General features: G+C 74.0%; 7 protein-coding genes and 1 pseudogene. 7 read left to right on the top strand and 1 reads right to left on the bottom strand.

Going from position 1 to position 13,844, the window contains the following annotated elements; genetic code table 11:
- Window positions 1-2: 2 nt before the first annotated feature.
- The 7 genes and pseudogenes from QUY26_RS02065 to QUY26_RS02035 all read left to right on the top strand — a co-directional run bounded on the left by QUY26_RS02065 (window position 3) and on the right by QUY26_RS02035 (window position 12,973).
- Entirely contained in the window at window positions 3-1,499 is a 1,497-nt protein-coding gene (locus tag QUY26_RS02065; RefSeq protein WP_289955403.1) for an AMP-binding protein, read from the top strand.
- Complete coding sequence (locus QUY26_RS02060) at window positions 1,499-2,542, top strand: amidohydrolase family protein (RefSeq protein ID WP_289943371.1); 1,044 nt, start codon at window positions 1,499-1,501, stop codon at window positions 2,540-2,542. Before QUY26_RS02065 ends, QUY26_RS02060 begins: the two co-directional genes overlap by 1 nt.
- Window positions 2,539-2,787, top strand: coding sequence for a hypothetical protein (locus tag QUY26_RS02055; protein ID WP_289943370.1), 249 nt, complete (start codon window positions 2,539-2,541; stop codon window positions 2,785-2,787). Before QUY26_RS02060 ends, QUY26_RS02055 begins: the two co-directional genes overlap by 4 nt.
- Entirely contained in the window at window positions 2,784-3,722 is a 939-nt protein-coding gene (locus QUY26_RS02050; protein ID WP_289943369.1) for an amidohydrolase family protein, read from the top strand. The genes QUY26_RS02055 and QUY26_RS02050 overlap by 4 nt, the downstream gene beginning before the upstream one ends.
- Window positions 3,723-4,237: 515 nt before the next feature.
- Window positions 4,238-10,867: pseudogene (locus tag QUY26_RS02045) on the top strand (amino acid adenylation domain-containing protein); the annotation flags it as partial.
- Complete coding sequence (locus tag QUY26_RS02040) at window positions 10,864-12,006, top strand: thiamine pyrophosphate-dependent dehydrogenase E1 component subunit alpha (protein ID WP_289943367.1); 1,143 nt, start codon at window positions 10,864-10,866, stop codon at window positions 12,004-12,006. The pseudogene QUY26_RS02045 and the gene QUY26_RS02040, both read left to right, overlap by 4 nt.
- Window positions 11,999-12,973, top strand: a complete 975-nt coding sequence (locus tag QUY26_RS02035) for an alpha-ketoacid dehydrogenase subunit beta (protein ID WP_289943366.1) — start codon at window positions 11,999-12,001, stop codon at window positions 12,971-12,973. Before QUY26_RS02040 ends, QUY26_RS02035 begins: the two co-directional genes overlap by 8 nt.
- Here the strand turns inward: QUY26_RS02035 and QUY26_RS02030 are convergent.
- Window positions 12,970-13,569, bottom strand: a complete 600-nt coding sequence (locus QUY26_RS02030) for a TetR/AcrR family transcriptional regulator (RefSeq protein WP_289943365.1) — start codon at window positions 13,567-13,569, stop codon at window positions 12,970-12,972. The genes QUY26_RS02035 and QUY26_RS02030 overlap by 4 nt on opposite strands.
- Window positions 13,570-13,844: the final 275 nt, after the last annotated feature.

Below are 13,844 nucleotides of genomic sequence, written 5' to 3'. Positions count from 1 at the left end.
GCATGAACCTCGCGGGCCTCTTGGACCGCTCCACCCACCACACCACCGCCCGCGTCATCGACATCGACATCTCCGGCAAGCGGCGCGAGCTGACCCAGAGCGAGCTGACCGCGCTCGCCCGCACCCGGGCCGACCAGCTCACGGCGGCAGGCGTGCGCCACGGCCATGTGATCGGCATCCGCGCCGGCAACAGCCTCGACTGGCTCGCCTGGGACCTGGCCGCCCTCGCCACCGGCGCCCGGCTCAAGGCGTTCGGCGACACCACCGAGATCGACGACCCGCGCGCGTTCATCGCCCGGCACCGCCTCGCCCTGCTCATCGCGGACGAGCCCGTGCCCGCCGACACACCCGCCGTCGTCCGCCCCGGCGGCGCCCCCGCCCCGGGTTCGGTGGCCCCCGACGCCGTGGTCATCGACGTCGACGACGTGCACAGCCTGGTCTACTCCTCGGGCACCTCAGGGCGGCTCAAGGGCGTGGAGATCAGCGCCAAGGGCACCGAGTACGTCATCAACCGCTTCATCGACGCCTTCGGCATGACCGAGCGCGACCGGCACCTGATCTTCCTGCCGCTGGCCAACAACCAGCAGCGACTGTCGGTCTACCTCTGCCTGTGGCTGGGCGCCGACCTCGTCCTCGCGCCCTACCAACGCGTCTTCCAGGCCGTCCGCAAGGAGAGCCCGACCTTCCTGATCGGGCCACCGGTCTTCTACGACACCGTGCTCCAGCTGCATGCGAAGTCCGGCGGCGACGTCTCGCTCGGCGACTTCCTGGGCGGCCGCATCCGCTTCATGATCACCGGTATGGCGCCGATCCGGCGCGAGACCCTGGACGGGTTCTGGAGCCGTGACGTCCCCCTCCTGGAGGCCTACGGCCTGACCGAGACCGGCATGGTCGCCTGGAACACCCCCGACCGCCACCGCGTCGGCACCGTCGGCCAGTTGATGGACCCGGAGTCCGTGACGTTCCTCGACGACGGCGAGGTCATCATCACCCGGGACGCGCCGCTCGGCCGCGGCTACTTCGACACCGACGGCGACCCGTCCGCCGAGGGCATCTTCCGGCCCGACGGCTCCATCCTCACCGGCGACTACGGCCGCCTGGACGAGGACGGGTTCCTCACCCTGATCGGACGCAAGAAGGACGTCATCGCGCTCGGCAGCGGGCGCAAGGTGCACCCCGCCGAGATCGAGGCGGCCTTCGCGGACGTCGAAGGCGTCGCCGAGATCGTCGTCGTACCGACGCCGCAGTCCCAGCGGCTCGGCGCCCTCGTCACCCCGGCCGACCCCGCCGACACCGCGCTGCGCGCGCACATCGAGAAGCGGATCGAGGAGGTCAACGCGGGCCTGGAAGCCCATGAGCGGGTGATGTCCCTGGTCTTCACGGACACACCGCTGCGGGCCGATCCCACGTTCATGACGGCCAACATGAAGCTGAGCCGGGCGCGGGCCGCCGAGCACTTCGCGGAGCGCCTCGCGGGCGGCGCCGGAGCGGGGGCCTGATGGCGGCACCGGCGGCGGACACCCCCGGGCCGGGCACGGGCCCGGCCGGGCACCGGATCGTCGACGCGCAGGTCCAGCTCGGCAGCCAACTGGCCATCCCGCGGGCGTTCCTGGAGTACCAGGCGGCGAACGCGCACCACCGCCTGACCGCGTACGGCCACAGCGTGCGGCCCGAGCGGATGCTGGACCGGGTGCTCTCGGTGCACCAGGACGACGACGCGGACCGGCTCGTCGCCGAGCTGGACGAGGCCGGGGTCGACGAGGCGTTCCTCGTGGTGCCCGACTACTCGCACGTGGCCCGGTGCGCCCTCACCCCGGCCGAGCTCGCCGGCCATCTGGACAAGGTCAACCGCCGCCACCCGGGCCGCTTCCGGGTCTTCTGGGGCGTCGACCCGCGCGGCGGCAAGGACGGCCTCGACCTGTTCGAGCGGTGCGTCGGCGACTACGGCTTCGCCGGGCTCAAGCTGTACCCGCTGTGCGGCTACTCGCCGAGCGACCGCAGGCTGTACCCGTACTTCGAGCTGTGCGAGGCGCGCGGTCTGCCCGTGCTCAGCCACACCGGGCCCGGCTGGGGCCAGCTCGACTTCGAGTACGGCATGCCGCTGCTGCTCGACGAGGCCGCCAGGGACTTCCCCGGGGTGAACTTCATCCTGGGGCACGGCGGGGTCACCCATGTCGACGAGGCGACCTATCTCTGCGCCCACCGGCCCAACGTCCACCTGGACATCAGCCAGTTCCACTCCGTGCTCGCGGCGGACGGCTGGCAGGCCCACGTGAACCGGCTGTTCCGGCTCGGCATCAGCCACAAGATCCTCTTCGGCACCTGCTGGCCGTCGTACCGGCTCTCCGAGTCGCTGCCGGGCCTCGTCGCCGCCTTCGCCAAGGGGCAGCCGGCGGTGGCAGGGATCAAGGAGGCCGACCGGAGAATGATCATGGGCGGGAACAGCCTGCGACTTGTCGGGCCCGCACGCACCGACACCCAGAACGCCCTTCAGGACACCACCAGGACGAACACCGAAACGGAGCGGGGAGGCCGGACATGAGCGCGGACACGGCGGAGCTGGAGAAGCTGCTGGTCGAGTGGGTGGAGCGGTGGATCGAGGGAGAGTCCGACATGGCCATCGGCGCCAGGACCAACCTCAGCCACACCGGTCTGCTCGACTCCATGGCCATCGTCGGCCTCATCTCGTACCTGGAGGAACAGGCGGACGCCGAGTTCGACTTCGCCACCTACGACCCCATGAAGGGCGTCAGCATCCAGGGCCTGATCAAGCACTGCGTCGGATGACGGGGATCTTCGACGGCCACTGCCACGTGGCGTCGAGCCGCTTCATCCCGCGGGCCTTCGTCGAGGACGTGGCGAGCAACGTCCAGCGCAGGCTGGGCTCGATGGGCGTCGCCCCGAAACCGGGGCGCGTCGCCGACGGGCTCTCCGCGCAGCACGAGGACCACCTCGCGGACGGGCTCGTCACCGAGATGGACGCGGCCGGGATCGAGCGCGCCGTGCTGCTCGTGCCGGACTTCGGCCTGCGGATGGCGGGCACGGCCGAGCCCGCGGAGGCGGCGCGGCTGCACCACGAGATCCGGCTGCGCCACCCCGGCCGCTTCTGGGTCTACATCGGCGTGGACCCCCGGCGCGGGCCCGCGGGCGTGACCGCCTTCGAAGCCATGGTCGAGGCCCACGGCCTGGACGGGGTCAAGCTGTACCCGCCGTGCGGCTACTCGCCGTCGGACCCGGGTCTGTACCCGTACTACGAGATCTGCGCGGCCCGGGCCCTGCCGGTGTTCGTGCACACCGGGCCCACCGCCCGCAGTCTCGACTACGGACCGGCGCACCCCATGCGCGTCGACCGGGCGGCCCGGGACTTCCCGACCGTCCCCTTCGTCCTCGGCCACGGCGGCCTCACCCACGTGGACATCTGCGCGTACCTCGCGGCGTACCGGCCCAACGTGTACGTGGACACCGGCGGGTTCGCGAGCGGCCCGAGCCTGCCGCACTGGCCCGGGCACCTGAACCAGCTGTTCCGCCTCGGCGTCAACCACAAGATCATCTTCGGTACGGACTGGCCGCTCGGCCGTCTGAACGGCGGTCTGAAGGGACTGATCAGCGAGATCGTCGACGGCCCGACGGTGTTCGCCGGGGTGTCGAGGACGGACCGGAACCTGCTGCTGCGCGAGAACCTGCTGCGCGTCCTGCCGCCGGGCAGCCGACCGGCGGGCTGAGGCGCCGGGGGAGTCGGCGGACGAGCGGACCGGGGCCTGACGGCAGGGGCGGGCCGACGGTGTGCGGGCCCCACGGCAGGCGCGGGCGAGCGGGATGCGGGGCGAGGCGCACCGGCGCGCGGGCGGGACGCGCGGCACCCGCGTACCCCGCGCTCGGCACCCGCCCGGGCCCGCGCTCGGGACCCGTCCGGGCCTGTGCTCGGCACCCGCCCGGGCCCGTGCTCGGACCCGCCCGGGCCTCCGCTCGGCATCCGACGGGCCTTTGCGTGAAGCCCGCTCAGCACGCGCGCGGCACTCACACGGCACGACCACGGTCACGAACGGCACCACGCGACAGCTTCGGCGAGCGACCAAGGGGCTTGGCAATGGCTATCACCGGATCGGACAGTGCACACACCGGCGCGGACCGTGCCCTCACCGGATCGGACCGCGCCCTCGCCGAGGCGGACCGCGCGCTCACCGGCCACCGCGGGACGCGGCCAGGACCACCCCCGGGCGCCCCCGTCCTCACAAACCTGTTCGAGGCGCGGGTGGCCCGCCACCCCGACCGCGTCGCCCTCACCCTGGGCGGCGAACACCTCGACTACGCCACGCTCAACGCCCGCGCCAACCGGCTCGCGCACGCCCTGCTCGCCCGCGGCGCCGGACCGGAACGCCTCGTCGCGCTCGCCCTGCCGCGCTCCGTGGACGCCGTCGTCGCGATCCTCGCCGTCCTGAAGTCCGGCGCCGGGTATCTCCCCCTGGACCTGGACCACCCGCCGGACCGCGTCGAGAGGACCCTGGCCGACGCCCGCCCCGTGCTGCTGCTCAGCCAGGACCCGATGGACGTCCGCGCCGAGGTCCCCCGCCTCGTGCTCTCGGCCCCCGGCACCGTCGAGGAACTCGCCGTACGACCCGATACCGACCCCGACGACACCGACCGTCTCGGCCCCGTCACGCCCGCGACCACCGCGTACGTCATCTACACCTCCGGGTCCACCGGACGCCCCAAGGGCGTGGTCGTCTCGCACGACAACGTCGTGCGCCTGTTCACCGAGACGGCCGCCGAGTTCCGGTTCGACGAGCACGACGTGTGGAGCCTGTTCCACTCCTACGCCTTCGACGTGTCCGTGTGGGAGATCTGGGGCGCCCTGCTGCACGGCGGCCGCCTCGTGGTCGTGCCCTACGAGACGAGCCGGGCCCCCGAGCGCTTCCGCGCGCTCCTCGCCACCGAGCGGGTCACCGTCCTCAGCCAGACTCCGTCCGCGTTCCACCCGCTGATGGAGGCCGACCGCGACGGCGCCGCGCACGGCGGTGAACTCGCCCTGCGCCTGGTCGTGTTCGCGGGCGAGGCCCTCGACTTCGGCAAGCTGGCGCCCTGGTACGCCCGCCACCGCGACGACGCCCCCGTGCTCGTGAACATGTACGGCATCACCGAGACGACCGTCCACACCACCCTGGCCCGGCTCACCGTCGAGGACGCGACGCCGCACGCCCCGAGCCGCGTCGGCGCCGGCATCCGCGACCTGTCCCTGTACGTCCTGGACGAGGCGCTGCGGCCGTGCGCGCCGGGCGTGGCGGGGGAGTTGTACGTCGCGGGGCCCGGCGTCACCCGCGGCTATCTGGGTCGCCCGGGACTGACGGCGGGGCGCTTCCTCGCCGACCCGTTCGGCCCGCCCGGCGGCCGCATGTACCGCAGCGGGGACGTGGTGCGGCGCGACGCGGACGGCAACCTGGAGTTCGTCGGCCGCGCCGACCAGCAGATCAAGATCAGGGGCTTCCGGATCGAGCCCGGCGAGATCGAGGCCGCGCTCGGCGCGCACCCCGCCGCCCGGCAGGCCGCCGTCGTCGCCCGCGAGGACCGTCCGGGCGACCGGCGCCTGGTCGCGTACGTCGTGCCGGAGTTCCGCCAGGAGCCCGACGGGCCGGGCGGCGACGGCACCGCGGCCCGCCAAGTGGGCGACTGGGAGAAGGTGTTCGACGCCCAGTACGCGGGGACCGGCGCTGGAACGGGTGTCGGGCCAGGGGCCGGAGCGTGCGGCGGTTCACGGGCCGGAGCGGGCGGCGGGTCGGCCGACGGAGCAGGCGTCGGGGCGGGCGCCGAGGCCGCGCGCCCCGGCTTCGGCGAGAACTTCGCCAGCTGGTTCGACAGCTACACCGACCGGCGGCCCATCGCGCCGGACCACATGCGCGAGTGGCGCGACACCACTGTCCGCCGCATCCGTGAACTGCGCCCCCGCCGCGTCCTGGAGATCGGCGTCGGCACCGGCCTGCTGCTGTCCCGGCTCGCCCCCGAGTGCGCCGGTTACGTCGGCACGGACGTCTCGGCGCGCGCCGTCGAGGAGCTGACCCGCGAGCTCGCCGCCCGCCCCGGCCTCGCCGCTCGGGTACGGCTGCGGCATCAGGCCGCGCACGACGTCAGCGGCCTGCCGGAGGGCCACTTCGACGCCGTCGTCATCAACTCCGTGCTCCAGTACTTCCCCAGTGCGGGCTACCTCCTCGACGTCCTCGCCAAGGCCTTGGCGCGCACCGCGCCCGGCGGCGCCGTCTTCGTCGGCGATGTCCGTGACCTGCGGGCTCTGCGTACCTTCGGCACCGCCGCGCACCTGCGCAGGGCCGCCCCCGACGCCGAGCGCGCCACCGTGCGGCACGCCGTCGAGCGGGCCCTGGTGCGCGAGGAGGAACTGCTGCTCGCCCCCGACTTCTTCCACGCCTTCGCCGCCAGGGAGGACGCGGTCGGCGCGGTGGACATCCAGGTGCGCCGCGGTACCCGGCACAACGAGATGACCCGGTACCGCTACGACGTCGTCCTGCACAAGGCGCCCGCGACGACGGCACCCGGCGGCGGGCCCCGGCTCGGCTTCGGCGACGACCTGCCGGACACCGGCGCGCTCGGCGCCCACCTGGAGCGGCACGCCCCCGAGCGGCTGCGCGTGGTCGGCGTCCCCAACCGCCGCACCGCCCAGGAGACCGCGGCGGTGCGCGCCTTCGACAACGGCGCCGCCGTCGCCGACGCCCACCGCCTCCTCGCCCAGGAGCCCCACGGCGTCGACCCCGAGGAGCTGTACCGGCTCGGGGAACGCCTCGGCTACCGCGTCGCGGTCACCCCGGCGGCGACCGCGGTGGACGCGGTGGACGCGGTGTTCGTGCGGCGCGGGAAGGCGGGCGGGCAGGAAGGCGGGGGCGGTGCCGTCCCGGTGGCGGAGAGCGGCGGCCTCGCGGAAGAGCGCGGCGTCCTGGAGGCGGGGGCGGGGGGCGGTGGTGTCCTGGAGGCCTACGAGCCCGACGGCACCCCCGGCGATCCGCTGGCGTACGCCACCAGCCCGGTGGCCGCACGCCGTGGCGGCCAGCTCACCGCCGCGCTGCGCGAGCACCTGCGGGAGCGGCTGCCCGACTACATGCTGCCGTCGGCCATCGTGCTCCTCGAACGGCTGCCGCTGACGGTCAACGGCAAGCTGGACCGCGCCGCGCTGCCCGCACCGGTCGTCGAGGCGCAGTCGGCGCGGGCCGCGCGCACCGAGCGCGAAGAGGTGCTGTGCGCCCTGTTCGCGGAGATCCTCGGCGTCGAGGGCATCGGCATCGACGACGACTTCTTCGCGCTCGGCGGCCATTCGCTGCTCGCCACCCGCCTGGCGGCGCGGGTACGGACCCGGCTCGGCGCGGAGCTCACGATCCGCACCCTCTTCGAGCACCCCACCGTCGCCGGACTCGCCGCGCACCTGGACGCACTCGGCGCCCCGGGCGGCCACGGCACCGCCGGTGCCTCGGCCACCCGCCCCGTCCTGCGCGCCGCCGAGCGCCCCGACCCGCTCCCGCTGTCCTTCGCCCAGCGCCGCCTGTGGTTCCTGCACCGCCTCGAAGGCATGAGCCGCGCCTACAACGTCCCCTGGACCCTGCGGTTCAGCGGGGACCTGGACATCCCCGCGCTGCGCGCCGCCGTCGCCGACCTCGTCGCCCGCCACGAGTCCCTGCGCACCGTCTTCCCCGAGCACGACGGGGAGCCCCGCCAGCACATCCTGCCCGCGAAGGACGCCCGGCCGCCGCTGCCGGTGACCCGCACGACCGAGGCGGAGCTGTCCGGCGCCCTCGCCGCCGCGAGCGGCCACCGCTTCGACCTGGCAGCCGAGATACCGCTGCGCACCCACCTCTTCCAGGTCGGCGCCACCGAGCACGTGCTGCTGCTCCTGGTGCACCACATCGCCTGCGACGGCTGGTCGTTCGCGCCGCTGACGGAGGATCTGACGGCGGCGTACGAGAGGCGCCGCGCTGAGTCGGCGGCGGGGCACCCCCGTGACGAGGGCGGCGGGCGCGCCCCTCGCGGCACCGGCCCGACGCCCGCCCCCACGGACCCCGCGACGTCCCACAGCCAGGCCCCCGCTCCGGCCGTCCAGTACGCCGACTACGGCCTCTGGCAGCGCGACCTCCTCGGCGACCCCGACGACCCGGCGAGCCCGCTCGCCCACCAGCTCGCCTACTGGCGGCGCCAGCTCGCCGACCTGCCGGAACAGGTGGACCTGCCCTTCGCCCGCCCGCGCCCCGCCGCGCCCGGCTACGGCGGCGAGACCCTCTCCGTGGCCTGGGACGCCGAGCTGCACCGGCGGCTCTCCGCGCTCGCCCAGGAGACCGGGACCAGCCTGTTCATGGTGCTCCAGGCCGGGCTCGCCGCGCTGCTCACCCGGCTCGGCGCCGGATCCGACATCCCCATCGGCTCACCGATCGCAGGCCGCACCGACCAGGGCCTCGACCGCTCCGTGGGCTTCTTCGTCAACACCCTCGTCATCCGCAACGACACCTCCGGCAACCCCACCTTCCGCGACCTGCTGCACCGGGTCCGTGACGTGTCCCTGAGCGCGTACGAGCACCAGGACGTGCCCTTCGAGTACCTGGTCGACGACCTCAACCCGCCCCGCGCCATCGGCAGGCACCCCCTCTTCCAGGTGTCCCTGGTGGTGCAGAACGCCCCGGCCCCGAGCCTCGACGTCCCCGGCCTGAAGATCGCCACCGACCTCCTGCACCCGGGCTCGGCCCGCTTCGACCTGCTCCTCAACATCGAGGAACGCTTCACCGACGACGGCCGACCCGCGGGTCTGACCGGGTTCTTCGAGTACAGCACCGACCTGTTCGACCCCGGGAGCGTGGACGCCGTCGCGACCCGCCTCGCCCGGCTCCTGAGCGCCGCGGCCGACGAACCGCACCTGCCGATCGGCCACCTGGACGTCCTGAGCGCCAAGGAGCGGCGGCTCCTCCTGGAGGAGTGGAACGACACCGCACGGCCCATCCCGCCGGTCACGGCGGTGGACCTCTTCGAGGAGCAGGTGGCGCGCACCCCGGACGCCCCGGCCGTCGTCTTCGGCGACGTGCGGCTCAGCTACTCGGAGTTGAACGCGCGCGCCAACCGCCTCGCGCACCGGCTCATCGCCGAGGGCACAGGGCCCGAGCAGGTCGTGGCCCTGGCCCTGCCCCGCTCCGCCGAGATGGTCGTCGCCCTCGTCGCCGTCCTGAAGACCGGCGCCGCCTATCTGCCCGTCGACCCGCGCCACCCCGCCGACCGCATCGCCTTCATGCTCCGGGACGCCGCACCCGCCTGCGTCGTCACCGCGCACGACGCGCACTGCGCACTCCCCGCGGACGTGCCGCGCGTGCCCCTGGACACGGACGCCGACGCGCCCGCCACGAACCCGCGCGACAGCGACCGGACCAGCCCCCTCACCCCGGCCAACGGCGCCTACGTCCTCTACACCTCCGGATCCACAGGCCGCCCCAAGGGAGTCCTCGTCCCGCACGCGAACGTCGTGGACCTCGTGCTGTGGGGCCGTGAGGCCCTGGGCACCGCGCGCCTCGCCCACGCCCTGGCCGCCACGCCGCTGACCTTCGACGTCTCCGTCTTCGAGATCTTCGGCCCGCTGCTCTCCGGCGGCGTCATCGAGGTCGTCGCCGACGTGCTGTCCCTCGGCGAGCGCGCGGGCGGGCAGTGGCGGGGCACCCTCGTCTGCGCCGTCCCCTCGGCCCTCGAGGAGTTGGTGAGCCACCACGCCGTGGACCTGGGCGCGGACGTCGTCGCCCTCGGCGGCGAGGCCCTGCCCGCGCACACCCTGGCTCAGATCCGGGCCGCCGTGCCGGGCGCGCGGATCGTCAACGTCTACGGCCCGACCGAGGCCACCGTCTACACCACCGCGTGGTTCTCGGACGAGGACGCAGCCGACTCCACCACCCTCACGGGCCCCACCGGCCCCGTCGACTCCGCTGCCTCGACTGCCTCCGCTGCCTCCGGGGCCGCCGCGGCCTTCACCGAACCCGCCGCCTCGCCCGACCCGGAGGCGCCGCCCATCGGCCGTCCCGTCCGCAACACCCGCACCTACGTCCTCGACCAGCACCTCCAGCTCGTACCGACCGGCGTCACCGGCGAGTTGTACGTCGCCGGGGCCGGGCTGGCCCGCGGCTATCTGCACCGGCCCGGGCTCACCGCCGAGCGGTTCGTGCCCGACCCGTTCGGCGGGCCGGGGGAGCGGATGTACCGCACCGGCGACCTGGCCAGGCGCCGCGCCGATGGTCACCTGGAGTATCTGGGGCGCGCCGACCACCAGGTGAAGATCCGCGGCTTCCGGATCGAGCCGGGCGAGGTGGAGTCCGCCCTGGTGGCCCACGCGGGCATCGCGCAGGCCGCGGTCGTCGTGCGCGAGGACAGGGCCGGGGACCGCCGGCTCGTCGCGTACTGCGTGCCGGACGCGGCCGGGCAACGGGTCCCGGACGGAGCCGAGTTGCGGGATCTGCTGGCACGGACCCTGCCCGAGTACATGGTGCCCGCCGTCTTCGTGCCCCTCGACCGGCTGCCCCTGAGCCCCAACGGCAAGCTCGACCGGCGTGCCCTGCCCGCCCCGGACGACGGCGCGGGGCGGCCGACGGGGCGAGGGCCGCGTACCGCGACCGAATCGGCGCTGTGCGCGCTGTTCGCGGATGCCCTCGGCGTACCGGACGTCGGCGTCGACGACAGCTTCTTCGACCTCGGCGGGCACTCCCTGCTCGCCGTGAAGCTCGTGTCCCGCGTCCGTGCCGCGCTGGACACGCCCCTCGGGATCCGCGCGGTCTTCGAGGCACCCACCGTCGCCGGGCTCGCCCTGAGGGTGAGCCGGCGGACCACGGAGGACAACGGAGGAGAAGGGAAGTGAGTGACAGGATGGCGAAACCCTCAGCGGACACGGCTTGGCGGGCGGACCCCAGTGGGCCGCGTCCGCGCACCGGTGGGCCGGGTCCGGAAGCCGGTGGGCCCGATCCGGACACCAGCGGATCCGGTCCGGACACCAGCGGATCCGGCCCGGACACCGGCGGATCCGGCCCGGACGCGGTGGCGCTCTACCGCGCCATGCGGCTGATCCGCCGCTTCGAGGAGCGCTGCGTCGAGCTGGTGAAGGCGGGCGAGATCGTCGGTGGCATCCATCCCTGTACCGGCCAGGAGGCCGTGGCCGCCGGGGTGTGCGCGGCGCTGCGCCCCGACGACGTCATCACCAGCACCCACCGGGGCCACGGCCACGTCCTGGCCAAGGGCGCCGACCTGAATCGCATGACGGCCGAGCTGATGGGCCGCACGACGGGCCTGAACAAGGGGCGGGGCGGCTCCATGCACGCCGCCGACGTCGGCCTCGGCATCCTCGGCGCGAACGGCATCGTCGGCGCCGGTGCCCCGATCGCGACGGGTGCCGCGTGGGCGGCGGTGCGCGCGGGCGCCGACCGGGTCGCCGTGAGCTTCTTCGGCGACGGGGCGGTCAGCCAGGGCGTCGTCCTGGAGTCCCTCAACCTGGCGTCGCTGTGGCGGCTCCCGGTCCTGTTCGTGTGCGAGAACAACGGCTACTCCTCGACGGTCACCGTGGAGGACATGGTCGCGGGCACGATCGTGGGGCGGGCCGCCGCCTTCGGGATGTCCGCCGAGACGGTCGATGGCATGGACGCCGAGGCCGTGGCGGCCGCCGCGCGGAGGCACGTCGACCGGGCCAGGGCGGGCGGCGGACCGGCGCTCCTGGAGTGCCGCACCTACCGGTTCGACGCCCACCACACCTGGGAGCACCGGTCGTTCGTGCGCTACCGCACCCCCGAGCAGGTGAAGGAGGGACGCCGCCGCGACCCGGTGCGGATCCAGGGCGACCGGATCCCGGAGGGCGAGCGCGCCCGCGTCGACGACGAGGTGGAGGCCGCCCTCGACACGGCGGTGCGGTTCGCGCGGGACAGCCCGGAACCCGATCCGGCCGACGCGCTCGACCATCTGTACGCGACGGGCCTGCGGCCCCGGGCGGGAGTGAGCACCCATGCCTAAGCTCGGCTGTCTGACCGCGCTCACCCGGGCCCTGGGCGACGAGCTGGAGCGGGACCTCGACGTCTGCGTGTTCGGCGAGGACGTCCGGGTGGGCGTCGCCAACGTCACCAAGGGGCTCGTGCAGCGCTTCGGCCCGGAGCGGATCGTCGACACCCCGCTGTCGGAGCAGGCGTTCACCAGCTTCGCCACCGGCGCCGCCCTGTCGGGGCGCCGCCCCGTCATCGAGTTCCAGATTCCGTCGCTGATGTTCCTGGTCTTCGAGCAGATCGCCAACCAGGCGCACAAGTTCTCGCTCATGACCGGCGGGCAGGTGAAGGTGCCGGTCACCTATCTGGTGCCCGGCTCCGGCTCCCGGACCGGCTGGGCCGGCCAGCACTCCGACCAGCCGTACAGCCTTTTCGCGCACGTCGGCCTGAAGACCGTGGTGCCGTCGGGCCCCGCGGACGCCTACGGCCTGATGGTGTCGGCGATCCGGGACGACGACCCGGTCGTGGTGCTCACCCCGGCCGCCTCGTCGATGACCTTCGAGAGCGTCGACCTCGCCTCGCTCGCGCCCCTGCCCCTCGGGGTCGGCCATGTGGCGCGGCCGGGGACGGATGTCACGGTGGTGGCGGTCGGCCAGTTCGTGGGACAGGCCGTGGAGGTGGCCGAGGAGCTGGCCGACGAGGTGTCGGTGGAGGTGTTCGACCCGCGCACGGTGTACCCGTTCGACTGGCAGGGGCTGGCCGCGTCCGTGCAGCGCACGGGGCGCCTCGTCGTCATCGACGACTCCAACCGCTTCTGCGGGCTCGGCGCCGAGGTCGTGGCCGTGGCCGCCGAGGAGATGCGTCTGGTGGCGCCGCCGCGCCGGATCACGCGGCCCGACGGCGCCGTGCTGCCGTTCGCGCTGGCGCTGGACCGCGCGGCGCAGCCGCACCGCGACCAGTTGGTGACGGCGATTCAGCAGGTGTGCAAGGAAGGGCGCTAGCGTTCCGCGGCCGGCGCCCGGTCCTCCGGCGCGCCGGCCCGCAGGCCGTCCATGACGAGGTCGAGCAGGCGTCCGGCGCGCGGCTGCCACTCCTGGTGCGGGTCGATCTGCCACAGCCCGGCGATGGCCAGCAGGAAGTCGTCGGCGCTCACGCCCGGACGGATCGTGCCCGCCTCCTCGTTGGCGTCGAGCAGCAGCGTGATGGCCGACGTCAGCGGGCCGTGCGCCACGCTGACCAGGGTCCCGTGGCTGGTGGTCGCCACCCGCATCGCGTCGGCGAGGCCCACCTTGGTCATCGCGTACCGGGCGAGGTGGTCCATCCACTCCCGCAGCGCGCACTCCGGCGGCCGGGTCTCCAGGAGCCGCGCCGCCGCGTCGGCCACCTGCCGTACCTCGTTCCGGTAGACCTCGAGGACGAGTGCCTCGCGGCTCGGGAAGTGGCGGTAGAACGTCCCCTGTCCGACGCCGGCCTTCTTGGCGATCGCGCTCAGCGGGGCGTCGCCGGACCGCGTCAGCTCCTCGAGCGCGACGGCCAGGATGCGCTCGCGGTTGCGCTGCGCGTCCGAACGCAGGGGTGTCTCGCGCTTCTCGCGCACTCGTCGTCCTCCAGTCGGTCGGGGCGTATGTCCCGCGGCGGGCGAGGAACGGCCTTGCTAAGCGGACAGGTGTCCGCTAAATTTCGAGGGGTAACGGACAGCTGTCCGTTTGAGTCCACTCCACCATAGCGTCAGGTGTGGCCGGATGCAGTCGGCCGGTGACACCTGCCCACTGCGAGCAGTCGGTGCCCTCACCAGGACGCCTGCCCTGAACCCCCGCGAAGACGCCGCCGTGCGCGGCGTCCGCCCCTCCGCCTCAGCCTGACCGCCTCCCC

The organism is Streptomyces flavofungini (assembly GCF_030388665.1).
Taxonomy (GTDB): Bacteria; Actinomycetota; Actinomycetes; order Streptomycetales; family Streptomycetaceae; genus Streptomyces; species Streptomyces flavofungini_A.
This window is presented reverse-complemented; position numbering and strand designations above follow the sequence as displayed.

What these genes read in the sequence shown, in the direction of transcription:
- QUY26_RS02035 (WP_289943366.1), top strand. Translation starts at nt 11,999, where the DNA reads ATGCCTAAGCTCGGCTGTCTGACCGCGCTCACCCGGGCCCTGGGCGAC.
- QUY26_RS02050 (WP_289943369.1), top strand. Translation starts at nt 2,784, where the DNA reads ATGACGGGGATCTTCGACGGCCACTGCCACGTGGCGTCGAGCCGCTTC.
- QUY26_RS02055 (WP_289943370.1), top strand. Translation starts at nt 2,539, where the DNA reads ATGAGCGCGGACACGGCGGAGCTGGAGAAGCTGCTGGTCGAGTGGGTG.
- QUY26_RS02065 (WP_289955403.1), top strand. Translation starts at nt 3, where the DNA reads ATGAACCTCGCGGGCCTCTTGGACCGCTCCACCCACCACACCACCGCC.
- QUY26_RS02060 (WP_289943371.1), top strand. Translation starts at nt 1,499, where the DNA reads ATGGCGGCACCGGCGGCGGACACCCCCGGGCCGGGCACGGGCCCGGCC.